The following is a 25,407-nucleotide window of genomic DNA, read 5'->3' as shown; positions in this document are numbered from 1 at the left end:
GTGATGGAGCAGGCCCGCTCAGCTCCGGTTCCCGCGCAGCCGCGTGTACACGTACGACACGGCCAGCAGCATCAGCCCGAGCAGGATGAAGGTGAGGATGCGCTGGTCCGGTGGCAGCCCGGACAGGTCCACGAAGACCAGGCGCCCCAGGGTGAAGGCCAGCACCGCGAGGCCCACGAACCGGTACCAGCGCTCGCGCACGGCGAAGCCCAGGGCGAACAGCCCGAAGGCCGCCATGCCCCAGCCCAGCGTGGTGAGATCCTCGGGCATCCGCTCGCCCACGAGCCACACCAGCGCGAGCCCCGCTCCGGCCGCGCAGGAGAACTGGAGCGCGCCGCGGCGGCTCCCCTCGAGCGGCGGAGGCAGCCGCTCCGTCCGCGCCACCGCGGCCCGCTCGACGAGCACGAAGCCCACCAGCAGGGCGGCGTCCAGGAGCGCGCGTCCCGTGGACGACGGCACCTGCCACGTGGCCACGAGCGCCACGTAGAGGATGCCCACGCCCACCACCTGCAGGGCACCCGCGCCCAGGGCCCGCCCGGCGACTCCCGCCACCCCTCCCACCGCCGTCCACGCCCGCACCAGCGCCGAGTCCTCGTACTCCCAGGGCAGGCCCAGCGCGAGCGTGAGGCCGCTCGTGGCGAGGAAGGCCTGGAGCACCGCCGGGTGCGAGTTCCTCCACCCCGCCACCGCGGCCCCCACGCCCTGCGCCAGCGCGAGCGCCACGAAGAAGGTGAAGAGGTGCGGCTCGCCCCAGCGCCCCACCTCCACCGCGCCCAGGACGAGCATCCCCACCCAGTTGAGCAGCGCGAAGGACAGCGCCGCGCGCCTCGATATCTCGCGCGGGTGCACCAGCAGCGCCACCGAGAAGATGACGTAGTAGAGCGCCAGGAAGGACAGGCTCAACGCCAGCCGCTCGCTGTCGGGCTGGCCCGGGGCGAGGGCCTCCTCGCGCATCGCCCAGACGACGTGCGTCGAGTACACGGCCACCAGGCTCGACAGTGGCACGAAGACCCAGCGGTTCTTCACCAGGAAGAAGAGCGCTCCGCCCGCCAGCATCGTGGTGGACATGAGCGTGAAGGAGGTGATGTCGCTGAGCATCCCCGTGCGCAACCCGAGGAAGAGCGCGATGCCCGCCACCGTCTCCGACTGCATCCGCTGGGCGATGACGACGATGCCCACCACGTTGAGCGCCAGCAGCACCAGCGCCAGGGGCTCGCTCTCGATGACCCGCACCGCCGGCACGAAGTGCAGCGCGTACGTGACGAAGTAGGCGAGCGCCAGGCCTCCACCGAAGACGATGCGCCCGAAGAGCTCGTGCCGCTTGGACAGCCACAGGCCCAGCGCCGCCAGCCCCGCGCTCAGCAGGTAGCCCGCGCCCACCCGCGCCAGCACCCCCAGCTCGCCGAAGTGATAGATGATGAGGAAGGCGAAGCCGATGATGAGCGCCACGATGCCCACCCGGCTCAGCCAGTACGTGCCGAGGTGCGCCTCCAGGTCCTGCGTCCGCTCCGTCTCGGGCACGCGCTCGACGGGCTCCACGGCGGGGGCCTCCGTCTCCAGTTGCTCGATGCGCGCCTCCAGCCGGGCGACCGTCTCCTCCAGCCGCCGCACCGTGTCCCGCAGATCCTCCGTGTCTCCCTCCGCCATGCGCTCCTCGTGCGCCGCACCTTATGCCGGGCCGGGCTTCCACTCCGAGCGCAGAATGCCCATCACCCACGTGTCCACGTACGCGCCGTCCACGTAGTGGTGCTGCCGCATCACGCCCTCGCGGCGGAAGCCCGCCTTCTCGTAGGCGCGGATGCCCGCCACGTTGGGCTCCAGCACCTCCAACTGCACCCGGTTCAGGTTCAGCGTGCCGAAGCCGTAGTCCAGCGTCATCCGCGTGGCCTCCGCGCCGTAGCCCTTGCGCCACTCGGACGGCTCGCCGATCACCATGCCGAAGGTCGCTCGCCTGCTCCGGAAGTCCAGGTCGTGCAGACCGGTGGTGCCGATCATCCGGTCCCCGTCCCGCAGCACGATGGGGCCCAGGAAGAACGGTGTCTGCACGGTGGGGTCCTCCTCGGGAAGAAGACCCTCACCCTCGCCCTCTCCCAGGGGGAGAGGGGACTTGCTCCGTCAGGTGAAGAGCAGCGGCCGGCACGCCCGGGCCAGCTGCAGTGCATCGCGTGCCAGCACGTTGGCGGACAGGTCTCCGTCCAGCCACGCGGCACGGGCCACCTGGTTGCTCAGCTCGAAGCACAGCGTCGCCGTGCGCCGCGCCAGACGGCTGTCCTTTTGCAGGGCACGGGCGTTCAGCTCGCACAACTCCGCGCATTGGCGCAGCAGGCGCATCGGCTCGCTGTCAGCGCGCATTCCCTTGGCGGCCAGTTGCTCCATCGCCGCCTCGCACGAGGCCTGACAGCTCAGGCTCGCGGCGATGCAGTGATGGATGTCGGCCGTCGCGCCACCCAGTCGGACTCCAGACATGCCCGCGCCACCTCCACAGCGGCTTCAAAGCTACGCACGTTCCCCCCAGCCGCAACCTGAACCTTCGCCCCGCGAGCCACATGTTCAATCGGCTCCATGACACTGCTCCGCACGCCTACTGCCATCGAGTAGGACGCACAGGCGCGCACCGGAGTTCCCGCCCCGCTCTTCGTGAAACTCCGGCAAAGCACCCGGGCGCGTGCGTTGGCCGCCCGGATGCAAGGGAACAGGGCTGATGGGCGAGGCCCTCACGAATGACGGGCGAGCTCGTCACTCGTGACAGAAGATGACGCCCCGCGTGAGTCCAACGGTGGAGACGCTGAACACGCGGGGTTTCCGCTACTGGCGCGAGAGGAAGCGCACGAGTCCGGGCTGGAGGGCCTCGCGCTGGGCGATGCACAGGTCCACGTGCTCCAGGGCCCGCCCGAGGATTTCCGTGCCACCGGCGTAGCGGGCCGCGCGCTCCCGGAAGAAGGCCTCCACGTCCTGGCGGTGCGTGGCGTCGCAGAAGGAGGCACCGAGCGCCGGCATGTGGCCACCCATCTCCTCGGGCATCCGGGCCATGATCGCGTCGAAGTGGTCCTTCAAGTAGGTGAAGAACAGCTCGCGCGTGCCCTCTTCGCCCATCATGCCGTTGACCAGGCCCATGCTGACCTCGAGCGTGGAGAAGTCGTCGGAGAGCATCAGGGCGGTGGAGGCGCGGGCGAGCGCCGGATCCTGGAAGGAGCCCAGCGCGGTGAACAGCTTGCCGCGCTCGGCCGGGTCCTGCGTCTTCCGGGCCTCGGCGAGCAGGCGCTGGTGGAGCGCGGCATCCCCCTTCCTCGCGGCGAGCGGCAGCACCACCTCCACCATCTCCGGCGAGACGGCACGGCGATCCTCCAGCCACCTGCGCGCCAGCTCGCGGGCGCTGGCCTGGAGGGAGGGCTCCTCGCCCAGGAGCGCCACGACGCGCACCACCGAGGGCCGCAGCAGGCGCGTGGCCTCGTCCTCGCCCGGGCGCGGCTGCAGGCCGAGCGCGCGCGCCTTGTCCCCGAACGTGCGGCGCACGAAGGCCGCGTACTTGGGCCTCAGCGCCTCGGGGATGAACTCGCGCCGCAGCGAGCCCACCATGTTCAGCGCGACGGTGAGCAGGTCGCGGTCATCCGTGGGCAGCAGGCTCGTCACCACGCCGAGCGCCTCGTCCACCGGCAGCGCGTTGCTGGCCATCAACGCCTGCGCGTCGCCGAGCAGCCCCATGCGCTCGGTGAGGGACAGCTGCTTCGCGCCCCCGCGCGTCAGCTTCTGGAGCAGATCGCCTTCCAGCTTCGCCTGGTAGTAGCCGCGCGCGTCCGCGTTGGGGGCGAGCCACTCGGGGCAGGCGGTGGCGCCCGTGAGCACGAGCTCGCCCGTCTTGTCGGTGAGCAGCGTGCAGGCCCGCGCCTCCTGCTTGCCGGTGCCGTAGCGCACGCACACGGGCACCTGCCACGTCTGCTCCGCGGTGCCCGCGCCCCGCGAGCCCACGGGGAGGAAGCGGCGCTGTGACAGGGTCAGCTTCGGGGGCGCGCCCGCGGTGCACCGCAGGCCCATGGAGACGAGCGGGACGCCGGGCTGGGTCAGGAAGGTGGAGAGGGCGGCCGTCAGGTCGGTGCCCGAGGACTCGGAGAGGGCCTGGAAGAAGTCGGCCGCGGTGGCGTTGCCGTGGGCGTGGTTGCGCATGTGGGCGCGCACGCCGTCGCGGAAGCGCTCCGGGCCCACCCAGGACTCGAACATGGCGAGCACCGCGTTGCCCTTGTGGTAGGTGATGGCGCTGTCGAAGGCGGTGAGGATGTCGCCCTCGCTCTCGACGGGCTGCTGGATGCGGCGCGTGGTGACGAGCCGGTCCGCCTTCATCGCGTGGGCCCGGTTGCGCACGCGCTCGGCGTCCATGCTCCACGAGGGCTGCCACTGGCCCGTCACCTTGAGCGAGAGCCAGTCCGCGAAGGACTCGTTGAGCCAGGTGTCATCCCACCAGGCCAGGGTGACGAGGTTGCCGAACCACTGGTGGGCCAGCTCGTGCGCCTGGGTCAGCGCGAACTCGCGCTGGCGCGAGAGCGTGTCGTGCTCGGGCCGGGCGAGCAGCAGCGGCATCTGGAAGGTGATGAGGCCCGGGTTCTCCATGGCCCCGAAGAGCACGGGCCGCGGAATGGCCAGCACGTCCAGCTTCTCGTAGGGGTAGGGCATGCCGAAGTAGTCCTCGAGCAGGCCCAGCAGCGGCGGCGTGGCCTGGGCGGCATAGGCGGCCTCGGCCGTGCGGCCCTTGGGCACCACGATGCGCACCGGCGTGCGCTTCTGTCCGGCGGGTGCCGCGTCCACCGTCTCGAAGGGGCCCACCGCGAAGGCCACCACCTCGCCAGGCAGCGGCGGCGTGGGCCGGAAGCGCACTGTCTTCCACCCGTCCGGGCCCTTCTGCTCGGACTCCACCGGCGTGTTGGAGAAGGCCCGCTGCTTCTCCGGCACCTTCAGCGTGAGCTGCCACGGCACCTTGAAGCCCGGCTCGTCGAAGCACGGAATCGCCCGCCGCGCGTAGTTCGCCTGGAACTGCGTCAGCGCGTACCAGTGGTCTCCATCCTTCTGGCGGAAGAGGCCCACCGTCTCCTTCGCCAGCGCGAGCCCCTGGTACGCCACGCGCAGCGTCGCCGTGCCCGGACCCACCGGGCGCTCCAGCAGGAATCCGATGAAGTTGTCGTTTTCCGTCACCGCACGCGCCGGCTGCGACTGGCCTCCCGCCGTGAGCGTGGCCTCCTTCACCGTCAGGCCCTTGCCGTGCAGCCACACCTGCCGCGTGGGCTCGGAGAGCTCGAGGGGGATTTCCACGACGCCGCTGAAGCCCTCCTGGTCCGCGTCCACCGTGAGCTCCACCTTGTAGCTCGTGGGCTTCACCTGGGTGCCCAGGCGGAAGGTGGGCGGGCGCGGCGTCTCGGCCTCGGCGGCCGGGGGTGGAGGCGCGGTGGGCGTGGTGCTCTGCTGCGGCGTGGCACAGGCCAGGGTGAGCGTGAGCAGTGCCCACGGGGTGTGGCGGAGGCGGAGGTGCATGGACTCCCTCGATGAAGTGGCGGGAGAACGCCTGCGCGCCGGTTCTATTGCACGCGGGCGCATGCGGCGGACGCTTTGATCGCGCCCGGGGTTGGATCAGACCGCGCTGGCCTTGGCTCTCGTCAGGGCAGGTTCTCGGGGCTGTCCAGGAAGAGCGCATGAAAGAGCCGCGTCTCGGGCGGCTCCGTGAACTGCACGAAGAGCGGGACGCCTGGACATGCGCAAGGCCTCATGACCCGTGGACAGTGGGGAGCACGGGCCCGGATACCCTCACCCCGTCCCTCTCCCGGAGGGAGAGGGGATGGATGCGCGAGTGGGGGAGACAGGGCGATGAGGGAATGGCTCAGCCCTGCACGGGATGCTGGGCGAGCAGCGCCAGCAGGTCCTCTCCGTACAGCTGCACCCGCTTCTCCCCGATGTACGGCACCGTCCTCAGCTCGTCCAGGTTCGCCGGAGGCCGCGACGCGAGCACGTCGAACACCGGGTTGGGCAGCACCACCGAGGGCGTCACCTTCCGCGCCGACGCCTTCTCCGCGCGCCACCCCTTCAGCGCCTCCTCGCGCTTGCGCCGGTTCGCGTCCTTCGGCCCCTTCTGCTCCTGCTCTGGTTTCAGCTCGCCCCGCCGCGACTTCTCCAGCAACTCGCGCACCAGGGCGATGATCTCCTCCCCGTGCGCCCTCACGAAGGCGCCCCGGACTCCCGCCGCCTTCGCCAGCTCCCTCGGGTTGCCCGGCGGCTTCACCGCGATGTCCGAGATGGCCATGTTGGAGAGCATCCGCCCCATGGGCACGTTCTCCGCCTCGGCCCACTCCAGCCGCTTGCGGTGCAGCGCCTGCGCAATCGCGTTGGCCAGCACCAGCTGGTTCGGCGTCAGCCCCGCCTTCGGCAGGCGCGGCTTGAAGTCCGCCCCCACCTCCGGCCTCGCCGCCGCCTCGTCGCACATGCGCTGGCAGTCCAGCAGCACCTCCTCGAGGATGTCCGCCTTCCGCGTCTCCTCCCTCACCAGGCGGCCCAGCTCCACCAGGTAGCGCACGTCGTTGGCGATGTAGTCCCGCATCCCCGGCGGCAGCGGCCTCAGTGAGAAGTCCGACTGCTGGTGCTCCTTCGGCAGCTCCACGCCCAGCCGCTCGCGCGCCAGGTCCGCCAGCCCCACCTTGGGCCAGCCCAGCAGCGTCGCCGCCCGGTGCGTGTCGAACAGCCCCCGCACCCTCACCCCCGCCTCGGCCAGGTAGGGCAGGTCTCCCCCGGCCGCATGGAAGAACTTGGTCCGGTCCGGGTCCTCCATCACCGGCGCCAGCAACGAGGGCTCCACCCCGGGCTGGAGCGTGTCGAAGAGGAGCACCTCCTCGTCCGTGGCCACCTGGAGGAAGCACAGGCGGGCGCGGAAGGCGTGCATCGCATCCGCCTCCACGTCCACGGCCAGCTCCCGGGCCCCTTCGAGCTTCCGGGCGGCCGTCTGGGCCCCCTCTGAATCGATGATGTCCTGCGCACCTTGTGGGAAGCTGTGCATGGCGGAGAGCAGGCTAGCGGACCAGGTATGTACGTGTAGCGTGTTTTTTCCGCCGCCGCCGCTAGGATGACAACCCCGATGAACCCCGACGTCCTTCGCCTCGAGAAGAGCCTGCTCGGCCACATGGGCCGTGCCATTTCGGACTACTCCCTCATCTCCGAGGGGGACCGCATCATGGTGGGTGTGTCCGGTGGCAAGGACTCGTACACCATGCTGTACCTCCTCCGGGAGCTCCAGCGCCGCGCCCCCGTGAAGTTCGACCTGCTGGCGGTGAACCTCGACCAGGGCCACCCCGGCTTCCCCGCCGACAAGCTCGAGGGCTGGTTCAAGTCCGAGGGCTTCGCCTACAAGATGCTCAAGGAGGACACCTACTCCATCGTCCTGGAGAAGACGCCTCCCGGGAAGACGCAGTGCGCCGTCTGCTCCCGCATGCGCCGCGGCATCCTCTACACGGCGGCCGTGGAGCTGGGCTGCAACAAGATCGCCCTCGGCCACCACCGGGACGACCTCATCCACACCCTGCTGCTCAACCTCTTCTTCGCCGGCTCGCTCAAGGCCATGCCGCCCATCCTCAAGAGCGACGATGGGCGCAACACCGTCATCCGCCCCCTGTGCTACGCGCCGGAGAAGGAGATCGCCGCCTACGCCGAGGCCCGGCGGTTCCCCATCATCCCGTGCGACCTCTGCGGCACCCAGGAGAACCTCCAGCGCAAGCGGATGCAGAAGCTGATGGAGGAGCTGGGCAAGGAGATTCCCAACGTCCGCCAGAGCGTGCTCTCCGCCATGAGCAACGTGCGGCCGAGCCACCTGCTGGACAAGAGCGTTTTCGACTTCTCCTCGCTCGCATCCGAGGGTACTCCAGCAGGGGAAGCGCAGGCGCAGACGACGACCGCAGCACGAATCCAGGGAGGGCTGGCGGATGCCTAAGGAAGCGGTGAAGGCGCGCAAGGAGCGGAACGCGGCGCTGGTGGAGGTGATGCTGCTGGCGGCCATGGCGGATGGCCGGGTCTCCCAGCTCGAGTTGCAGACGTTGTTGCGGCGCGTCATCGAGCGCCCCGAGTTCGAGGGCACCAAGCCGGACGAGCTCAACGCCCTGGTGGAGGCGAGCGCCCAGCGGCTGTCCAAGGCGCACGACCTGGAGGAGATTCTGGCCTCGCTGCGGGCGCGGCTGCCGGACCACAAGAACCGGATGCTGGCCTTCGGGCTGGCGGCGTCCATCGCGTTCTCGGACCACCGGGCCACGCGCACGGAGCTGGGGCTGCTCAAGACGTTCCAGGCCGCGCTGGGCATCTCCGAGGACGAGGTGGCCCAAATCATCGACGTCATCGAGGGCGGAGGCAGCCTGTCGGAGGCGCTCGGTGAGCCGCTGGAGCGGCTGTTCGCCGAGGTGATGGTGCTGGTGAGCGCGGCGGACGGGCGCCTGAAGGAGGCGGAGGCGCGGGCGCTGGTGGAGAGCTTCGCGTCGGATCCGCTCTTCCACAACGTGAGCCCCGAGCGGGCGCAGTCCTTCGTGAGCGAGGCGGTGTCGGCGCTGGCGGCCGAGGGCCTGCCGGCCCGGTTGCAGGTGATGGCGCACGGGCTGACGACGCACACGCAGCGGCTGAAGGCCTACCGGCTGGCGACGAAGATCGCCCACGCGGGAGGCCAGGAGCCGAGCCTCGCCGAGCAGCGGATTCTGCACATGCTGCAGGCGACATTCGGATTGGCGGACGACGAAGTGGCGCGGCTGGACGCCGAGGCGTAGACACGGGCTCCCGACCATGTCCGCCTCTCCTCCCAACCCGGCACGATTCTCCTTCCGCTTCGGTCTGCCGCCCTCGCTGGGCAATGCGCTGGCGCGCGAGCGGGCCGAGCGGCTGACCGCGTTCATCGAGAAGGCCCTGGGCCGCAAGGTGGAGGTGAGCGTGGCGGCCAGCTACGAGGCGCTCGCCAAGGACCTGCTCGCGGGCCGGGCGGATGCGGTGTGGGCGCCGCCCTTCGTGTGCGCCCGCGTGGAGGCCATGGGCGTACGGGTGCTGGCGCGCGGGGTGCGGCGCGGGCGCTCGTCGTACCGCTCGGCGCTGGTGGCGCGGGCGGGCTCCGGGCTGACGCTGGACACGTTGCAGGGCACGCGGGTGGCGTGGGTGGACCGGGACTCGGTGGGCGGCTACCTGCTGCCGGTGGCGTACCTGAAGGCCACGGGCCGCGAGCCGGTGAAGACGTTCTCCGCGCAGCAGTTCGCGGGCTCGTACAAGGCGGCCCTGGAGGCGGTGCAGGGCGGCCAGGCGGACGTGGCGAGCATCTTCTGTCCGCCGGAGTCCACGGGGCTGACGTACGCGGACGGCGTGGAGGTGGTGCTGCCGGGGAAGGGCGGGGCGTTCGAGCTCATCGCCTACACCGAGGAAGCGCCCAACGACGGAGTGCCGGTGGGGATGGGCGTGGCGTCGGAAGTGGCGGGCCAGCTGGAGCGCGCGCTGCTGAGCCTGCACGAGACCGAGGACGGCAAGCGCCTCCTGGAGGAGCTGTTCTCGGCGGAGCGCTTCGAGCCCGCGCCGCGGATGGGCTACCGGGCCCTGTACCGCGTGGCCCTCGCGAGCCTCTGAGCTCCTGGCCCGCCGGGGGAGAATCAACGGATGGCGGACTTTGGCATCGACGTCGACCCGGGTGAGGTCGGCCTGGACGCGCGGCGGCTGCGTCGCATCGACACGCATCTCCAGCGGTATGTGGACGACGGGCGGCTCGCGGGCTGGCAGGTGATGGTCTCCCGCCGCCGCAAGGTCGCGCATCTGTCCTCGTACGGGCTCGCGGACAAGGAGGCCGGCCGCCCCGTCGAGACGGACACCCTCTGGCGCATCTACTCGATGACGAAGCCCATCACCTCCGTCGCGGCGATGATGCTGTGGGAGGAGGGCGCGTTCGAGCTGTCCGATCCCGTCAGCCGGTGGTTGCCCGAGTTCTCCCAGCCGCGCGTCTACGTCGGCGGCTCCGCGGCCCGGCCCGTCACCGTGCCCGCCATCGAGCCCATCCGCGTGTGGCACCTGCTCACGCACACCGCGGGCCTCACGTACGGCTTCCACCGCGTGCACGTCACCGATGAGATGTACCGGCTCCGCGGCTTCGAGCTCGGCTCATCGGAAGGCATGGACATCGCCGCGTGCGTGCGCGGTTGGGCCGAGCTGCCGCTCGCGTTCCAGCCCGGTGCCGAGTGGAACTACTCCGTGGCCACGGACGTGCTCGGCCGGCTCGTCGAGGTCGTGTCCGGGCAGACGCTCGATGCCTTCTTCAACGAGCGCATCCTCGGTCCGCTCGGGATGAAGGACACCACGTTCTGGTGCCCCGAGGACCGGCTGCACCGTCTGGCCGCGCTGTATACGGCGGACCCCTCGCGCACCCGGACCATCCGCTCCGAGGCGTTCGGCAGGGGCATCCTGAAGCCGCCCACGTGGTTCTCGGGGGGCGGCGGCCTGGTGTCGACGACGCGCGACTACACGCGCTTCACCTGGATGCTCCTGAACGGCGGCGAGCTCGACGGCGTGCGGCTGCTCTCCCCGAGGACGCTCCGCTACATGACCCGGAACCACCTGCCCGGAGGCGCGGACCTCGCCGCCTTCGGCCGGCCGCTGTTCGCCGAGACGCGCTACGACGGCGTCGGCTTCGGGCTCGGGTTCGCCGTGGTCATGGATCCGGTGGCCTACCGCACGCTCTCGACCGCGGGCGAGTACCACTGGGGCGGCATGGCGAGCACCGCCTTCTGGGTGGACCCGGCCGAGGAGATGACCGTCGTCTTCATGACCCAGCTGCTCCCCTCGAGCACCTATCCGCTGCGCTCCCAGTTGCGGCAGCTCGTCTATCAGGCGCTCGTCGACTGAGCGCCGGGCTCTACACGCCCTGAGCCGCCGCCCGCGCGGGGCCCAGCGCCCGGCCCTCGAGGGCGCTCGGGGCCACCGGGAGCTGCTCGACCTGGAACCGCGGCAGCGCGCGGAACAGCAGCCACTCCCCGCTCTCGAGCGGCCCCTTCACCAACTGCCCGGTGTCGAGCAGCTGCCGGCCGATGGGGCTCGAGGTGTCGCCGAGCGGGAGCTGGAAGCGGAGCCGCTCCAGCCGTCCGTCATCCAGCTTCACCTGGCCCTCCACGCGGATGCTGTCGTCACGGAGGAAGACGCGCGAGGCCCCCTCCACGCGGCCGTAGGAGTTGTCCGCGAGGACGAGCTCGAAGGAGTCCTCGCGCAGCACCGAGGGACAGTCGCCGCTCGGCGTGTGGCCCACCACCACGCGGTGGATGCCCGAGCGGGCGAGGGTCTCGATGAGGGCGGGGGAGGGGAGCCCGGGGTGGTTGAGCCTGTCGGCCATGCGCCCGTACACCACGCTGCCGAGGTTGATGCGCTCGCCGGGAATGGGGGCCTGGTAGGCGATGAGGGGCTCCCAGGCCGGAGTGCCGTCCGGCTCGAGGCGCTCCTCGCGGAAGGCCGAGAGCTGCTCGCGGTACCAGCGGTTGAGGGCCTCGACCCAGGCGTCCACGCCCTCCACGTGCTCGCCCGTGGGCACCTGCCCGAGGCTGCGCTCGTGCACTCCACCGTGGACGAAGAGCGTGTTGCCGGTGCGGTGGGCGAGCTGGCAGACGGAGAGGTAGTCGCGCAGTAGCCCTCCGGGGCGGACGTCCTCGAGGAAGCTGTCCACCACGTCCTCGTCGCTCACGGGCGTGCCGGTGCGCTCCAGCTCTTCCCGGCGGAACTCGAAGGCGTCACGCGCGCCCATGGTGTGGTCGAAGATCCACCGCAGCAGCACCGGCCTGGGGGCGGTGCGCACGTCGGCGGGGGTTTTCGGGAGGGGATGGCCGTTCAGCTCGCGCGGCAGGCGCAGCTTGTTGATGTCCCGGTTGCCCGCCAGCAGCACCACCTGGGAGGGCTGCCGCCGCCGGGCCTCCAGCAGGGTGCGCACGACGCGGAGCCCATCCGGCCCGCGGTCCACGGCGTCTCCCCCGTAGACGAAGGTGGCGCCGGGACGCACCACCAGCCGCTCTCCGGCCTCGAGGTGCACGTACGGGTTGCCCTGGCAGAAGCTGTCCAGCTTCTCCCAGATGCCCTCCACGTCCGTCAGGTAGGCGATGGGATGGTCGGACCTGCTCGTCCCGGGATGGGTGTTCGCCATGGCGGAAGGGTGCTCCTCCAGCGCGGGTCTGTCATCCCTATTCCTGGCGCGCGGCTACACCTCGTCCCAGAGGGCGGCGAGCTCCAACTCCAGGGCCTCGAAGGGCTCGGCGCGCACCCGGGCCGTGCCGGTGTGGGTGGCCATCGGTGAGTAGTGCGCTCCGTCCAGCCGGAGGACCTCCAGCGTGCGTGTGTCCGGATCCAGGAACCACACGTGCCGGACGCCCTCGCGCGCGTACACGGGGAGCTTGGCCTTCCGGTCCAGCCTGGCCGTGGAGGGAGAGAGCACTTCACACACCCAATCCGGTGCGAGCGTGAAGCCCACGGTGCGAGGCATGCGCGGCATCCGCCCCCTGCGCCAGCCGGCAATGTCCGGCACCAGCACGTCCTCCCCCAGGTGCAGCTCCGGTTCATCCAGCAGGACCCACCCGCCGGGGCCTCCTCGATGGAATGCCACGCCCAACTTCACCCCCAGCACGGAGGACGCCATCGCGTGGGGGCTCGCGGGCCGGGGACTGGCGTACAGCTCCCCGTCGATCAGCTCCCCCACCACATGCTCCGGGAGGGCCTCCAGGTCCGCGTAGGTGGCTCGTTCACGTCCCATGACTTCCCTCAATCCCCCGACGCCCGTCTCCGTGTCCATGGAGCCGGTCTAGCACTCCGGTCTGACGTGTCACGTCACCCGGGTCCATCTTCCCTCGGAAGTTGCCTCCGGACCCACACAATGTCCATGGAGCCACACGCGGGCCGCCTGTCCGCTCGCCCGTGAGCGGGCCTACGTCTCCTCCGTCTCCTCGCCATCCCCGCGGGGGGCGGTGGGACGCCGGGTGGCGGAAGCCTGTGCCCGGCCCTTCGACGGCGTGGCGCCCGCGGGACGGGCCTGCTTCGCCTGGGGCCCCTGCGCCTGCGCGGGTGCCACCTTGGTCGAGGACGGCGAGCTGATCTCCCGCGACAGCCGGGGATCGTACTGGATGACGGTGGGCTCGCTGGCGAAGCGATCCTCCTCGAGCTCCGCGGAGAACAGCTCCTTCATGAAGGCGGTGAGGTGGGCCGGGGTGCCCGGGAGCCGCTCGGCGAGCAGGAAGTCCTCGAGCGCGAGCTGGAACTCCCCGGCGCTCTGGAAGCGCTCCTCGCGCTTGCGGGCCAGCGCCTTCATCACCACGGCGTCCAGCGACTTCGGAATGCCGGGCACGGCCTCGGAGGGCGGAATCACCTTGGCGCCCACCACGGCCTTGAGGGTGGCCAGGTCCGACTCGCGCTTGAAGAGCCGCTGGCTGGTGAGCAGCTCGTAGAAGACGATGCCCAGGCCGTACACGTCCGAGCGCGCGTCGAGCTCCTCGTCGCGGGCCTGCTCCGGGGACATGTACGCGTGCTTGCCCTTGATGGTGCCCACTACCGTGTGGCTCAGCTTCCCGGACACCTTGGCCACGCCGAAGTCGATGAGCTTCACGTTGCCGTTGAAGCCCACCAGCACGTTCTGCGGCGACACGTCCCGGTGGATCAACCCCAGCTTGCGGCCCGAGGGCGAGCGCGCCTGGTGCGCGTGATCCAGTCCCGCGGCGGCGTCCGCGATGATGCGGCACTTGAGCCCCAGGGGCAGCCCGCCCTTGCGGTGGTTGGCGCGGGCGTTCACCTGGCTGACGGCCTCGCCCTGGACGTACTCCATGGCGATGTACAGCACGCCGTCCACGTCCCCCAGCTCGTAGATTTGGGCGATGTTGGGGTGGTTGAGGATGCCGGCGATGCGGGCCTCATCCAGGAACATCTTGATGAAGTCCGTGTCCTCGGACAGGTGGGGCAGCAGCCGCTTGACGACGAGCAGCTTCTGGAAGCCCACGGGCCCCTTCTGCCGGGCCAGGAAGACCTGGCCCATTCCGCCAGTCGCCAGTTTTCGGAGCAGCTCGTAACGGCCGAAGGTTTCCACGGGGGACCCCACCATATCCCCCCCGAGGCCACGAGCGGAAGGGACCCCGCGCCCTTGACGGGGTCCCCGGAGGCTCCCCCCGCCCCTCAGGGGGCCGCGGGGGTGATCACGCAGGCGCTGCGGTAGCGGACCTCGATCATCTGGCCCAGGGTGGGCACCGCGGCGGACCGGAAGACGACGGCGTTGCGCGCCGGATCATGGAACCACTGGTCGTCGGGCAGCCGCCGGCCCTGGACGCGCACGGACATCTCGGTGGTGCCGTTGGGCGTGGCGCTCAGGGAGAAGTCCGCCTGGGGCTCGCCGGCGCGCTGGAGCAGCTTGTCCAGGAAGGGGCCGTAGTCGCCGGTGCAGATGGAGGCCACCGCGCCGCCCGTGCGCTGGGCCACGCTCGAGAACCGGGGCCCAGGGCCGCCCGCCGTGGTGCAGCGCGAGTCGGTGGGCACCAGCGCGTAGAGCTGGGTGCGGTGCGACATGCCCGTGCCCTTCACGGCCTGGAGGAACTGCACGTAGCTCTCCGGGTCGAAGCCCGAGTGGTCGTCCTCGTCGGACACCACCACCACCGCGAGCCGGGCCGTGGAGCGGATGAAGCCCAGGTTGCCGTCGTTGGGCAGCGGGGTGCGCGGATCATCCGCGCTGGTGGCCAGGGGCGAGGAGAGCGCCTGGCGCATCGTCTCCAGGCCCTGGACCAGGTTGTGGCACAGCCCCAGCTCGTCGATGTTGGCCTGCACCGTCCCGGCCGCCGTGGCCGCGGTGCTGGAGATGGCCCGGGCGCGCCGCCCATCCACCGGGGCGAGCCGTCCGGCCTCACCGCCCGCCGCCGGGCCGCCGCACACGCTCGCCCGGGCACCCAGGCCCGTGCTGGTGACGCCCAGGCGCAGGTCCACGCCCTCCGTCCGCGCGCGCTCCAGCCACCCGGGCAGGGCCGCCTTCAGCCGCGCCTGGAAGGTGTCCATGGTGGTGGTGTTGGACACCACGAAGAGGACGTCCAACTGGCTGTCCGTGCCCTGGATGAAGCGATCCAACTGCAGGCCCTCGTGGTTCGTCTCCGCCAGCAGCGGGACGAGCAGCGGCGCCGTCTCGTTCTCGGCGGACGCGAAGAAGGGCGTGTAGTGCTGGCCCAGCACGTCGCGCGCATAGGTGAACTCCACCTCCACGCCCTCGCCGGGCGCCAGCATGCGCGGCAGGGCGAGCGGCGTCACCTGATGGAACTGGCCGCTGGTGCCCGCGCCCATCCAGGCGTTGTCCATGACGACGGGCGCGGCGCACTGGTTGGAGATGAGCGTGCGCCGGGGCTTCGCCGGGCAGTCGTAGCGGATGGGCCCGAAGTCCACGAAGTTCGGCGCGGCCACCAGGCAGGTCGCCTGCGACACGCCGCGCAGGGGCAGCGTCACCGTGGGCGTCGCCGGGTTGTTCACCGTCAGCTTCAGCTCGCCCTGGAACTGGCCCGTCGCCGGGGGCCGGAAGGCGATCATCGCGCTGAAGGCCGAGTCGTACGGCACCACGCCGCCCGCCAGCTTCCCGCCGGGCATGAAGAAGGCACCCCCGCCGTCATGGGAGATGTGGATGTCCTTCACCGCGCACTCCTCGCGGCCCGGGTTGCGGAAGTGGAAGCCCAGCACCGCGCCCCGGCCCGGCTCCACGTTGCCGAAGTCCAGCACCGGCTGCGGTTGCAGCTCGAAGACGCACGGGCCCGTGGTCCGCGCGCGCCCGGTGAGGACGATCTCCCGCTCGGGGTTGATCAGATCGTCCGAGACGAGCACCAGCGTGGCCGTCCAGGGGCCCTCGGCCACGGGCTCGAAGTACACCGTCAGGTCCAACGCGTCCGCGCCCGGGGCGATGGGGATGTCGTCCGCGCCCAGCGCCGGCCAGGCGGTGCCCGCCGTCCAGGGCAGGGGCGCCTTGCCGCGCAGGGGCACGTCCACCGAGAAGTGCGCCGCGGCGCCCGTGCCGCGCACGCCCTTGAAGTACAGGTTGCCGGTGGTGCCGCCGTTGGTCAGGCGGATCGTCTTGCCCACCTTGCCGCCCACGGGCAGCTCGCCGAAGTCCAGCGCCAGCGGGGCCACCGCCAGCCGGGGCCGGCCGCCGCTCGCGTCCAGCACCACCTGCGTCTGGCGCCGCTTGTCCGACTCGTAGCCCACCGTCAGCAGGGCCTGGGTGGGCCCGGAGGTGCGCGCCGCGAACTCCAGCGGGAGCTTCACCACCTCGCCTGGCTTCACCTCCGTGGCGCGCGGGGCGGCCAGCGGCGTGAAGGCCCGGTCATCCGTGCTCAGCTCCTGGAGGGTGACGGGCCGCCAGGTGATGTTGCGCGCGCGCGTGAAGGACTGCGTGCGCTCGTGCACGGGAATCAAATCGAAGGGCACCGGCGAGGGCTCGAAGACGAAGGCGCTCGCCACCGAGCGGCCCGCCAGCTCCGCCGTGGACGGGGTGCAGGTGGCGCAGGGCTTCACCTCCACCAGCGCGCGCATGTCCCCCAGGTCCGTGGGCAGGTAGCGCGTCTCCACCTGGTGCGTGCTGAGCGGTGGCACGGTGAGGGTGTCCGTGCGGAACGCGTCCGCCGCCGCGCCCTTCACCGTCACGGTGAGCGGCAGGTCCACCGGGTTGGTGATGGTGAGGCGCAGCGTGCGCTCGCTGTCCACCTCCAGCGTCTCGAAGTCCAGCACGGGCGGTTGGATGTCGATGGGCAGGGGTGCGCCCTGGCCCATCACCCGCACCGTGTGCTCCCGGCCCGAGTTGGCATCCGTGGTGACGTGCACCCGCTCCTCCACGGGGCCCTCGGCCAGCGGGTGGAAGCGCACGCGCACCAGCTTCTCGGCGCCCGGCTCCACCCGGCCTTCGCCCTCGAAGGAGACCTGGTACGAGGGATTGCCCTCGAGCCCCAGCGCCTCCAACGCACGGAAGGGCACGTAGCCCACGTTGCGTATGCGCACGACCTTCTCGCGCCATTGCCCGACCGGCACCTCGCCGAAGTCGAGTGCGTCCGAGTCCACTGCCGCCGTGGCCATGACCGAGCGGGTATTCCCCGGCTCATGGCATGCGGCCAGAAGCGCCGCCAGCAGCGACAGACCGATGATCCGCCCACCACTCAGCCCCGTTCTCATCACCTGATCTCGCCTCGCGCCCATCCGGCAGGGCCCCAATGCAAACGGGCGACCAGCTCTCTGTCGACTGGGGAGTCCAGTGAAAACAGGGACTTGGTGAGAGGTGTGGATGTGGGATACGAACGGAGGGAAGCCGCGTACCCTGAAGGGTGGAAGGGATTTTCCCGGGTTGCCGGAGGGCCGGGGGCGGACTAGCGGGCCGAGCGGACGTGCTCCACCAGGGCGCGCGCCACGGCCTCGGGCTGCTCCAGGTGGACGTGGTGCCCGCCGGGGATGACGAGCGGGGGAGGCAGCCGCAGGGCCTCCATCCTCGCCCGGGCGCGCTCCTCATCGAAGCGGAAGCCCTCGCCGCCGAGGATCAACCGCACGGGGCAGGTGACGGCCGAGGAGAGGGCGAGCCACTGCGCGTCGTCGTAGCCGAAGGCGAAGCGGCGGCGGTGGGCGGGATCGAAGGTGAAGACGAGGCCGCCGTCCACGGGCCGGGTGCCATGGCGGGCCAGGTGGAGCGCGACGCTCTCGGGCAGGGAGGGGGTGTTCTCCCGCAGGCGGGCGGCGGCGGCCTCGACGGTGGGGTAGCGCTTGCGGTTGGGCGGGCGCTCCAGGTCATCGAGGAAGCCGCGCAGGCGGGGGAGCGCGTTCTCGGGAGGGCCGCCGGTGGGGCCGAGGCTCTCGATGAGGCCGAGGCTGAGGACGCGCTCGGGACGCGCGGCGGCGTAGGCGGTGGCGACGATGCCGCCGAGCGAGTGGCCGACGAAGTGCGCCGCCTTCAGCCCGGTGGCGCGCAGCACGGCCTCCACGTCCACCAGGTGCTCGGCGAACTGGTAGTGCGCATGGCCCGGCAGGTGCGCGCTGCGGCCCATGCCGCGGAAGTCGAGCAGCACCAGCCGCCACGTCTCCGGCAGGTGCTCGGCGACGAGATCGAAGCTGTGGGAATGGTCCAGCCAGCCATGGAGGAACACCACGGCGGTGTCGCCCCCGGGATTGCGCTGGCGCGCGTGGAGGGCGAGGCCGTGGGCATCGGCTGTCAACGACTCGAAAGAAGAGGACAACGGCGGCTCCTTGCGGGCCGGGAGACTACTCCGGCCGGAGCCGCATGACGCATCCGGCCGCCGTTGGGAACTGCGAGCTCGACTCAGGCCTGCAGCTGGACGGGCTCCATGGACGCCGGGGCGGAGAGCATCTGGGCGAGCTGCTTCGCCTGGCCCTCGGAGGTGCAGCGGTACTCCTGCACCTTCCCGTTGGCCTTCTCCAGCCGGAGGACCCACACATCTGCTTCCTTGGACACGACGGAACGAACCTGCGACATGGCTGCCTCCTTTGAGGGCTGCCTTCCCCCGCTCCCTCCTCAAGCATGCGGCGTGCCGATGCCCGGGTATGGCCGGTCCACAAGGAATCCAGGGATTTAGACCCTGCCAGCCCCTCCCGGAGTGACAAATTTTGCGGGGGGATGCGACAAAACGTGCGTGTAGGACTGCACCTTTTGCGTAGTCGGCCGGGGTGACTGTCGAGGTTCTTATTGTCTCGAGTCCCAGGCATCCAGAATCATGAATCACGGCTCCGCCAGTTGTTGGCTCAGCCACTCCTCATGCGAATAGATGCTGGTGAAGACCGAGAGGCTCTCGCCCCTCCCGTTCTTCGCATTCCCACCCGCGATGCCGATGAGCACCAGGTTGCCATCGCTTCCCGTGCGCCAGCAGCCACCTCCGCTATCACCTGCGTCCAGGTGTGCGGCGACGTGTCCGGTGGGCATCCGCTGCTGTGCAACGACGAACTCGACACTCCCCGAGTCCAGAGTCCTGAGCCAACTCACCTGGTTCTCGCCAGAATGACGCTCCCCAGCCAATCCGAGGGGCTCACCGGGTCCATAACCCGCCATGACGATGGGCTCACCCACCCGCGCCTCTGCTGTCGTCCGCTCCACCACCGGAAAGTCCTTCACCGGCATGTCCAGGTGGATGACCGCGAGGTCCGCGCTACTCCAGACCACGCTCCCTTCATCGTCGTAGAGGAGCTCGAGCCGGGGATGGGGCCTCACCGTGCCGCTGTAAGTCACCTGCCGCGAGCCCTCCGCTTCTCCTGGAACCCGCGGCTCGTAGATGATCGTCCTGACCTTCGCGCTGCTCGCGCACCTCGAGCTGTCCAGGACGGCGTCAAGACGTTGGCCCCGAAGGCTCTCGGCCCTGGAAACGACATCCCCTCGGCGCGCCATCCCGGCAATCGCCTCCTTGCCGAGTGCCTCGCGTTCGGACACGGAGAGCTTCCTCACGATGCAGACACAATGTCCGGCCGTCAGAACGGCCCGCGGCGCGATGAGGACGCCGCTGCACTCTCCGCTCGAGCCCTGTTCTTGTGCTGCCTTCTCCGCGACGAAGAGCCTGAGCGTCGACCGGTAGCGGTTCTCGAAATCCCGCGAGCTCCCTGGCCTGACGAGAGACGTGCGCCGGAACAGCGTCCGCTCCTGCGACGAGATCTCCCCGGCGCAGCCGCTCCCGAGGGCGAGCACCGGCAGCGAGAGCACGGCGAGGAGTGTCCGGCAGCGGCCCCCGCTCATGGCGTGCTCTGCATCCGCTCGAGAATCCAACCCTGGAAGGCATGGGTGCCGATGAAGGAGGGCTCCTGGCCCAGGCTGCGGCTCGATACCCCGATGAGCTCCTGCCCCTGAGGGGTCTCCCGCAGGCAAGGGCCTCCGCTCTCGCCCTTGTAGACACTCCGGTTCGGCTGTTCGAACAGGATTCGCTCTCCGCCTGCTTCCGCGCGCTTCACCACCCGCGTCCTGTTGAATCGGCGATCTCCCCCCATGCTTCCTCGGAGCTCGTCATGGCCGTGTCCCACCACGGTGATGGGCTCACCGGGGATGACTTCAGTCTTCGCGAGAGCTGGAGACGCAGGCGCGTCCTTCACCGGAATCTCCAGGAAGACGAGCGCGAGGTCCGCATGGCTCGAGACAATCCCTCCGTCAGCATCCAGCAGGAGCTTGAGCTCGGGATGGGCGTGAACCTTGCCTTGATGTCTTGTCGCGCGCACCTCCGACGGTTCACCCGGCGTCATCGGAAGGTAGGAGAGGACCTTGATGGTGGCACTCGCCGAACACGTGGTGCCATCGACGATGCGCCCATTCTCATCTCCAGGCACACGCGCTGGCCGCTGCGGACACACGCAGTGTCCCGCCGTGAGCACCCACCGCGGGGAGAGCAGCACGCCGCTGCAACCCTTGAAGCCCTTTCCCGTCACGGGCTCCTGGGCGACGACGAGGACCGTTGAAGGATAGCGGTTCGCCGAGTCGACCTCGCCCGCCAGCGCCTCCACCGACACCTCCCGGCTCGTGGTCTCCGGGCTCTCTTGCTTCGTGTCCGGGTTGGAGCGGTCCGAGCACCCTGCGATCGACAGCCACAGCAAGAGCCCCGGCAACACGGATGGGGACAACGCACCCCCTCGCGGGTGTGTCCTATTGTACATCTGTTCACGATAGGAGGGGGGGCGCGACGTGTCAAACGTCAGGGGACGTCCGCGGGGTCGGGCCACTCCCAGGCGGAGCGGTAGGAGGAGGCCTCCTGGGTGGACTCGATGAAGCGGGCGTAGAAGGGGTGGCCGCTGAGGGTGGCCGAGTCTCCCACCACGAAGAGGTGCCTGCGGGCGCGGGTGAGGGCGACGTTGATGCGGCGCAGGTCGGTGAGGAAGCCGAGCTGGCCCTCGGAGTTGGAGCGGGTGAGGGAGACGAGGATGGCGTCCTTCTCGCGGCCCTGGAAGGCGTCGACGGTGTCCACCTCGACGTCGGGGGAGAGGGCCTCCACGCGCTCGCGCAGGGCGTGGGCCTGGGCGCGGTAGGGGGTGATGACGGCGAGCTCGCGCGGCTCCAGGCCGGCGCCGAGCAACTCCTTCACGCGGGCGATGACGAGCTCTGCCTCGCCGCGGTTGAAGAGGCTGCCGGTGTCCTTCTCCTGCTCCTCGTCGAAGCCCTTGCCGGCGGTGTCGAGGAAGAGGACGGGCGGGGCGTCCACGCTGGCGGTGGAGGGCAGCACGTCGGCGAGGGTGCGGTCCGCCACGCTGGGGTGGGCGCGCAGCTCGCCGCCGTACATCTCCTTCGAGGGGAAGGACATGATGGCGGTGTTCATCCGGTACTGCTCGCGGAGCATGCGCTTGACGCCCTCGCCGTGGTCGGCGAGCAGACGCTCGAAGAGGCTGACGGCGAGCCCCTGCTTGGCGGCCTCGGGGGAGAGGACGGTGGGCGGGAGCTGCTGGGGGTCACCGGCGAGGATGACGCGAGGGGCGCGGAGGACGCCGAGCAGGGTGAGGGGCTCGGTGGCCTGGGTGGCCTCGTCGAGCAGGGCGAGGTCGAACTCCTCGTGGGAGAGGACGCCGGACTCGAGGCTGGCGAGGGTGACGCAGACGACCTGGGCGCGCTCGAGGACGGCGCGCAGGGCCTTGCGCTCGAGGGCGCGGGCCTCGTCGAGGAGGCTCTTGGCCTCGGTGGTGGAGGCGCGGGCGTTGGCGAAGCGCTCGCGGCTGCGGCCCTGGTTGCGCTGGCGGCGGGCGTAGCCGAGCAGGGAGAAGGCCTCGTCGAAGAGCTCGCGGGAGAGGACGCGGTCGGGGTGCTCCTCGACGACGAGATCGAGCGTGTGCTGCTGGAGCCGGGGCGTGACGCGGGCGGGGTGGCCGATGCGGAGGGCGCGCAGGCCCTTGTCGAGACAGAGGTCGGTGAGGTGGTCCACGGCGGCGTTGCTGGCGGCGGTGCACAGCAGACGCTGGCCGCGGGAGACGGCCTGGGCGGCGACCTCGGCGAGCACGGTGCTCTTGCCGGTGCCGGGAGGGCCGTGGACGAGGAAGAAGTCCTCGGCGGCGAGCGCGCGGGAGACGGCGTCGTGCTGCTCGGGGTTGAGGGGGCGGGTGGGGGTGAATTCGCGCAGCGAGTCGAAGCGGGGGTGCTCGTTGCCGAGGAGGACCTCGCGCTTGCGGCGTGCGGCGCCCTTGTCGAGGGCCTTGACGCGCTGGAGGCCGGCGCGGACGCGCTCGTAGGTGACGTCGTTGGGGACGCGGTCGAGGCGGAGGAGACCTTCGTGGACGAAGGGAGGGGGCTCGCGGTCGAAGGCGAGCTGGACGCGGGTGGCGGTGGCGCGGGAGACGAGGGCGCGAGCGGGCTCCTTGATTTCGGAGCGGCGGGGGAAGACGGCGACCTGGTCTCCGTTGTCGAGACGGGCGGGGAAGCGGGCGCGGTCCTTGCGGGCGAGGGTGACGAGGACGCGGCCGCCGAGGCCGACCTCTTCCTCGATGCTCTCCAGGTCGAGGAAGGAGAGGCCCTGCTCGGCGCGCTGCTGAAGGGACATGCCCTCGGCGAGGGCTTCCATGCGGGCGCGCTCGGCCTCGCGCTCGAGGGAGAGGAGGCGGCCCAGGGAGTCGAAGAAGGAGACGTCGCGAGACATGGGGGAGGTTTATGCCATGTGCCGGCTACCCCCAGAAGCGCATCAAGGGACTCCAGACCCCTGGCGCACAGATCGCCAGCTCGCTGACACTCCTCACCCTCCACTTGCATGAAATGCTTCGAGTATTTCCGCTGCCGTCATTGCCGGAGTCACCTTTACCTCGCCGTTCATACTCTCGTCGCAGAAGAGCAGTGGCAGGTGAGGGGGGACGAGAGTGCGGCACCATTGAACGAATCCGGAGGTGTCTCGAAGAGAGGCACCTTCGAACGTCATGGAGTCACCCGTTCGAGCAAGCAAACCCTCCAATGCTGAATCCGTCATGGGAACACTGAACTCCAAAACATAGCTTCTCTCGGGATTGGAGATCTGTCTCACCGTGGCTCCAGGCCACCGCGTGCTCAGGCTGGAGATGAACTCAGAGACAGGCGGCAATCCGCCACTCTCCGCCAAGATGAAGAACTTCATCCACCTTCTCCTCGCTTCAAGGGCGAACAACAACCTCACCTGGAATGCTGAATTTCTTCAGGAGTTGCTCGAAGAGCGGAACAGCCCTGCTATCGTTGACAATCACCTCGAGCCCCACTGCTGGAGTGTTGGGATCCCTGATGACTGCGGCGTAACGCGCGAACTCGTCCATGAGTGCGTTCAGAATCATGGTTCGGGCTTTCTCGACACACTTCGAGCCAGCAATGAATGGACTTCGCTCGGCATCGCCAATGTGCTTGACCTCGAGCAGTTTCGCCTCCTCCAGGCGGGCACCGTCCGCCCAGACTTGCTCTCCACCTCCGGAGACCTCCATCTCCTCTGGCCCAGCATGCTTCCTCTGGTACTTGTAGGCTTCCGAGCCCTCGCGGGCGGGCCGCCGTTTCACCTTTCCAATCCATTCCTTGAAGGTTTTGTGGTTGACCTTCTTGGGCTTCACTCCCTCTGTTGGAGCGCCTCCTCCCGCCGAGCGTCCACCTGCGGCGGCGAACGCGGGTGCCACACCTGTCCCTGGGACGACACCTGGAGCGGCGCCCACGGGAGCGCCCACATGCCCGCCCGCGGCTACTGGTATGGGTTCGGGTAGCAGGGCGGGATGGTCGCGTGGCCCCGGCCGGTTCTGCACCTTGCCGGATACCTTCTTCATCAGGATGAACGTCACGACGCTCACCCCCACCGTGGCCCCGGCTCGTGCGAGGTGCGTCGCCGCTGCGTCGAGGCCCGCCTCATCTCTCGCATGGGTTGCGGAGTTGACGTAGAGCCACAGCGAGTCCTTCACCGCAGCCGTTTGCGCTGCGGCCATCATGACGCCCAGCGATAGCAGCGCCACGTCCACGGCCTGGCCGAGCACGGGAATGCCCTGACTGCCAATCCATGCCATGGTCATCGTTCCCATGAGCGTGATGCTCTCGGGAGACAGTACTGCCTGCACTTCATTCATCGCCTCGCCGGGCATCTTCTCCATGGCTCGTACGAAGGCACGGCAGAGCTTCTCCGGCTTCTCCATCGCTTCGACTGGCCGAGGCCGCGCATGGCACAGCTCATTCTCCAATGGGCTGGCGAACGCGGGCGCAGCGAAAAGAAGCCCCAAGCAATAGAGAAGGATTCTCATGGATGTAGGCGCTGACCGGATGCGCGCCGCACCGATAGGTAGCGCGGCAGCGCCCATGCTACTACTTCTCGTGGGAGAGGATGCTGGACTTGAGGGGGGCGCGACCTGGTCCCCGTTGTCGAGGCGTGCGGGGAAGCGGGCGCGGTCCTTGCGGGCGAGGGTGACGAGGACGCGGCCGCCGAGGCCGACTTCTTCCTCGATGCTCTCCAGGTCGAGGAAGGAGAGGCCCTGCTCGGCGCGCTGCTGGAGGGACATGCCTTCGGCGAGGGCTTCCATGCGGGCGCGCTCGGCCTCGCGCTCGAGGGAGAGGAGGCGGCCCAGGGAGTCGAAGAAGGAGACGTCGCGAGACATGGGGGAGGTTTATGCCACGCGCGGGCCGCCTGCAGGACAGCGGTGGGGGCCGGGCGCTTGCCAGCCGGCGCTCTCGGGTGAGTACCTGGCGAGGCTCCCTGCCGAAACCTGCTCTCAAGGGAGGACTCGCCCGCCAATCTCCGGGAAGCGCTCGTAGACCCGTTGAAGCGCGTCCAGGTGGGTGGGGTTGTCCAAGTCGAGCGGCGCATCGGTGAGCCGGACAACCCACCCTCCCGTCGCGGTACGCCGTGTGCGTGACAGCAACTCCGCGTCGCGGGCCGGGTCCGGAAAGCCGATGGCCTCCGCAGCCGCACCCGACCAGTAGTTCAGCCACCCGAGGCGATGCGGAATCTCAGGCGAGCGCATGGCACCAGGGGACTTGATCATCGGCAGCCCGCGAGGAGGAGGCTCCAGGTCGTCTGGCCGGTTCTTTGTCTGGCGCGCGATATCCAGCGACGCCTTGGACGGCGTGGCATGCCCCCAGTACGCGCGCGCGTTTTCTGCCACGGCCTCCAGCACATCCGCTGCCGCTGCAATGCCTTCTGGGCTCAGTGGGAGCTTGATGTGTATTTCCAGCTGGGCCTGACCGCCCGGCGAACTGGTCGCCGACGCTTCCGTTCCATACACCGAGACGAACGCACGCTCATCGCCGTTGTGGAGGAGCGGAAATTCCCGGTCCATCCTCTGTTGGGCCAGCCATGTATCGCGATTCGCCAAAAGGGTGCGCTGCCCGTCCAGTGAAGTCGTCCATCCCAGGCTCATGCCAGGGAACGCACGCTCCATCCCATGGACCACTGTCATGGGTCGACTGTCATCGCGCACGAGTGCGGGCGCGTAGACGATGAGGGTGATTTTTCGTTTGGCTGTCAT

21 protein-coding genes are annotated in these 25,407 nt (G+C 69.9%); 4 read left to right on the top strand and 17 right to left on the bottom strand.

Going from position 1 to position 25,407, the window contains the following annotated elements; all coding sequences use genetic code 11:
• Positions 1-18 precede the first annotated feature (18 nt).
• The 5 genes from VFZ09_RS40805 to VFZ09_RS40785 all read right to left on the bottom strand — a co-directional run bounded on the left by VFZ09_RS40805 (position 19) and on the right by VFZ09_RS40785 (position 7,027).
• Entirely contained in the window at positions 19-1,647 is a 1,629-nt protein-coding gene (locus VFZ09_RS40805; protein WP_329733201.1) for a DUF2339 domain-containing protein, read from the bottom strand.
• Between the two features lie 21 nt (positions 1,648-1,668).
• Positions 1,669-2,046, bottom strand: a complete 378-nt coding sequence (locus VFZ09_RS40800) for a GNAT family protein (RefSeq protein WP_329733200.1) — start codon at positions 2,044-2,046, stop codon at positions 1,669-1,671.
• Between the two features lie 69 nt (positions 2,047-2,115).
• Entirely contained in the window at positions 2,116-2,466 is a 351-nt protein-coding gene (locus VFZ09_RS40795) for a hypothetical protein (RefSeq protein ID WP_329733199.1), read from the bottom strand.
• 339 nt (positions 2,467-2,805) lie between these two features.
• Positions 2,806-5,517 (bottom strand): M1 family metallopeptidase, encoded by a 2,712-nt coding sequence (locus VFZ09_RS40790; RefSeq protein WP_329733198.1) that lies wholly within the window; start codon positions 5,515-5,517, stop codon positions 2,806-2,808.
• Positions 5,518-5,860: 343 nt separating this feature from the next.
• On the bottom strand, positions 5,861-7,027 hold the full coding sequence (locus VFZ09_RS40785) for a ribonuclease D (protein WP_329733197.1): 1,167 nt from the start codon (positions 7,025-7,027) through the stop codon (positions 5,861-5,863).
• Positions 7,028-7,093: 66 nt separating this feature from the next.
• Between VFZ09_RS40785 and ttcA the strand changes: the two genes are divergently transcribed.
• The 4 genes from ttcA to VFZ09_RS40765 are packed head-to-tail and all read left to right on the top strand — an operon-like array spanning position 7,094 to position 10,875.
• Positions 7,094-7,954 carry a tRNA 2-thiocytidine(32) synthetase TtcA gene (gene ttcA, locus VFZ09_RS40780; protein ID WP_052519061.1) on the top strand — a complete coding sequence of 287 codons (861 nt, stop codon included), beginning with the start codon at positions 7,094-7,096 and terminating at the stop codon, positions 7,952-7,954.
• Complete coding sequence (locus VFZ09_RS40775; RefSeq protein ID WP_329733196.1) at positions 7,947-8,771, top strand: TerB family tellurite resistance protein; 825 nt, start codon at positions 7,947-7,949, stop codon at positions 8,769-8,771. The genes ttcA and VFZ09_RS40775 overlap by 8 nt, the downstream gene beginning before the upstream one ends.
• A gap of 16 nt (positions 8,772-8,787) precedes the next feature.
• Positions 8,788-9,609, top strand: coding sequence for a phosphate/phosphite/phosphonate ABC transporter substrate-binding protein (locus VFZ09_RS40770; protein ID WP_329733195.1), 822 nt, complete (start codon positions 8,788-8,790; stop codon positions 9,607-9,609).
• 30 nt (positions 9,610-9,639) lie between these two features.
• Complete coding sequence (locus VFZ09_RS40765; protein ID WP_329733194.1) at positions 9,640-10,875, top strand: serine hydrolase domain-containing protein; 1,236 nt, start codon at positions 9,640-9,642, stop codon at positions 10,873-10,875.
• A gap of 10 nt (positions 10,876-10,885) precedes the next feature.
• On the opposite strand, the gene VFZ09_RS40760 is transcribed toward VFZ09_RS40765, so the two are convergent.
• From VFZ09_RS40760 to VFZ09_RS40705, 12 genes are all read right to left on the bottom strand, one after another.
• Positions 10,886-12,154: a metallophosphoesterase gene (locus tag VFZ09_RS40760; protein ID WP_329733193.1), complete on the bottom strand. Its 1,269-nt coding sequence runs from the start codon at positions 12,152-12,154 to the stop codon at positions 10,886-10,888.
• Positions 12,155-12,208: 54 nt separating this feature from the next.
• Positions 12,209-12,757 (bottom strand): Uma2 family endonuclease, encoded by a 549-nt coding sequence (locus tag VFZ09_RS40755; RefSeq protein ID WP_329733192.1) that lies wholly within the window; start codon positions 12,755-12,757, stop codon positions 12,209-12,211.
• Between the two features lie 171 nt (positions 12,758-12,928).
• Complete coding sequence (locus VFZ09_RS40750) at positions 12,929-14,077, bottom strand: serine/threonine-protein kinase (protein WP_329733191.1); 1,149 nt, start codon at positions 14,075-14,077, stop codon at positions 12,929-12,931.
• Between the two features lie 86 nt (positions 14,078-14,163).
• Positions 14,164-17,175: a choice-of-anchor D domain-containing protein gene (locus VFZ09_RS40745; protein WP_329733190.1), complete on the bottom strand. Its 3,012-nt coding sequence runs from the start codon at positions 17,173-17,175 to the stop codon at positions 14,164-14,166.
• 191 nt (positions 17,176-17,366) lie between these two features.
• A complete protein-coding gene (locus VFZ09_RS40740; protein ID WP_329733189.1) occupies positions 17,367-18,224 on the bottom strand; it encodes an alpha/beta hydrolase in 858 nt (285 codons plus the stop codon).
• 83 nt (positions 18,225-18,307) lie between these two features.
• A complete protein-coding gene (locus VFZ09_RS40735; RefSeq protein WP_329733188.1) occupies positions 18,308-18,481 on the bottom strand; it encodes a hypothetical protein in 174 nt (57 codons plus the stop codon).
• Between the two features lie 243 nt (positions 18,482-18,724).
• Entirely contained in the window at positions 18,725-19,726 is a 1,002-nt protein-coding gene (locus VFZ09_RS40730; RefSeq protein ID WP_329733187.1) for a trypsin-like serine protease, read from the bottom strand.
• The gene (locus VFZ09_RS40725; RefSeq protein WP_329733186.1) at positions 19,723-20,598 is read right to left on the bottom strand and encodes a trypsin-like peptidase domain-containing protein; all 876 of its coding nucleotides are present in this window, start codon (positions 20,596-20,598) and stop codon (positions 19,723-19,725) included. Before VFZ09_RS40725 ends, VFZ09_RS40730 begins: the two co-directional genes overlap by 4 nt.
• A 71-nt stretch (positions 20,599-20,669) precedes the next feature.
• Positions 20,670-22,592, bottom strand: a complete 1,923-nt coding sequence (locus VFZ09_RS40720) for an AAA domain-containing protein (protein ID WP_329733185.1) — start codon at positions 22,590-22,592, stop codon at positions 20,670-20,672.
• A 93-nt stretch (positions 22,593-22,685) separates the two neighbouring features.
• Positions 22,686-23,057: a hypothetical protein gene (locus VFZ09_RS40715; RefSeq protein WP_329733184.1), complete on the bottom strand. Its 372-nt coding sequence runs from the start codon at positions 23,055-23,057 to the stop codon at positions 22,686-22,688.
• Between the two features lie 16 nt (positions 23,058-23,073).
• The gene (locus tag VFZ09_RS40710) at positions 23,074-24,537 is read right to left on the bottom strand and encodes a restriction endonuclease fold toxin-2 domain-containing protein (RefSeq protein WP_329733183.1); all 1,464 of its coding nucleotides are present in this window, start codon (positions 24,535-24,537) and stop codon (positions 23,074-23,076) included.
• A gap of 114 nt (positions 24,538-24,651) precedes the next feature.
• Complete coding sequence (locus VFZ09_RS40705; protein WP_329733182.1) at positions 24,652-25,407, bottom strand: DUF5953 family protein; 756 nt, start codon at positions 25,405-25,407, stop codon at positions 24,652-24,654.

The sequence above is a fragment of the Archangium sp. genome (genome assembly GCF_036277355.1).
GTDB lineage: Bacteria > Myxococcota > Myxococcia > Myxococcales > Myxococcaceae > Archangium.
This window is presented reverse-complemented; position numbering and strand designations above follow the sequence as displayed.

Bases quoted from the DNA above. Each gene is read 5' to 3' on its own strand.
- VFZ09_RS40790 (WP_329733198.1), bottom strand. From the start codon at position 5,517: ATGCACCTCCGCCTCCGCCACACCCCGTGGGCACTGCTCACGCTCACC.
- VFZ09_RS40735 (WP_329733188.1), bottom strand. From the start codon at position 18,481: ATGTCGCAGGTTCGTTCCGTCGTGTCCAAGGAAGCAGATGTGTGGGTC.
- VFZ09_RS40775 (WP_329733196.1), top strand. From the start codon at position 7,947: ATGCCTAAGGAAGCGGTGAAGGCGCGCAAGGAGCGGAACGCGGCGCTG.
- VFZ09_RS40745 (WP_329733190.1), bottom strand. From the start codon at position 17,175: ATGAGAACGGGGCTGAGTGGTGGGCGGATCATCGGTCTGTCGCTGCTG.
- VFZ09_RS40710 (WP_329733183.1), bottom strand. From the start codon at position 24,537: ATGTCTCGCGACGTCTCCTTCTTCGACTCCCTGGGCCGCCTCCTCTCC.
- VFZ09_RS40795 (WP_329733199.1), bottom strand. From the start codon at position 2,466: ATGTCTGGAGTCCGACTGGGTGGCGCGACGGCCGACATCCATCACTGC.
- VFZ09_RS40730 (WP_329733187.1), bottom strand. From the start codon at position 19,726: ATGAGCGGGGGCCGCTGCCGGACACTCCTCGCCGTGCTCTCGCTGCCG.
- VFZ09_RS40765 (WP_329733194.1), top strand. From the start codon at position 9,640: ATGGCGGACTTTGGCATCGACGTCGACCCGGGTGAGGTCGGCCTGGAC.
- VFZ09_RS40785 (WP_329733197.1), bottom strand. From the start codon at position 7,027: ATGCACAGCTTCCCACAAGGTGCGCAGGACATCATCGATTCAGAGGGG.
- VFZ09_RS40715 (WP_329733184.1), bottom strand. From the start codon at position 23,057: ATGAAGTTCTTCATCTTGGCGGAGAGTGGCGGATTGCCGCCTGTCTCT.
- VFZ09_RS40720 (WP_329733185.1), bottom strand. From the start codon at position 22,592: ATGTCTCGCGACGTCTCCTTCTTCGACTCCCTGGGCCGCCTCCTCTCC.
- ttcA (WP_052519061.1), top strand. From the start codon at position 7,094: ATGACAACCCCGATGAACCCCGACGTCCTTCGCCTCGAGAAGAGCCTG.
- VFZ09_RS40760 (WP_329733193.1), bottom strand. From the start codon at position 12,154: ATGGCGAACACCCATCCCGGGACGAGCAGGTCCGACCATCCCATCGCC.
- VFZ09_RS40705 (WP_329733182.1), bottom strand. From the start codon at position 25,407: ATGACAGCCAAACGAAAAATCACCCTCATCGTCTACGCGCCCGCACTC.
- VFZ09_RS40755 (WP_329733192.1), bottom strand. From the start codon at position 12,757: ATGGGACGTGAACGAGCCACCTACGCGGACCTGGAGGCCCTCCCGGAG.
- VFZ09_RS40770 (WP_329733195.1), top strand. From the start codon at position 8,788: ATGTCCGCCTCTCCTCCCAACCCGGCACGATTCTCCTTCCGCTTCGGT.
- VFZ09_RS40805 (WP_329733201.1), bottom strand. From the start codon at position 1,647: ATGGCGGAGGGAGACACGGAGGATCTGCGGGACACGGTGCGGCGGCTG.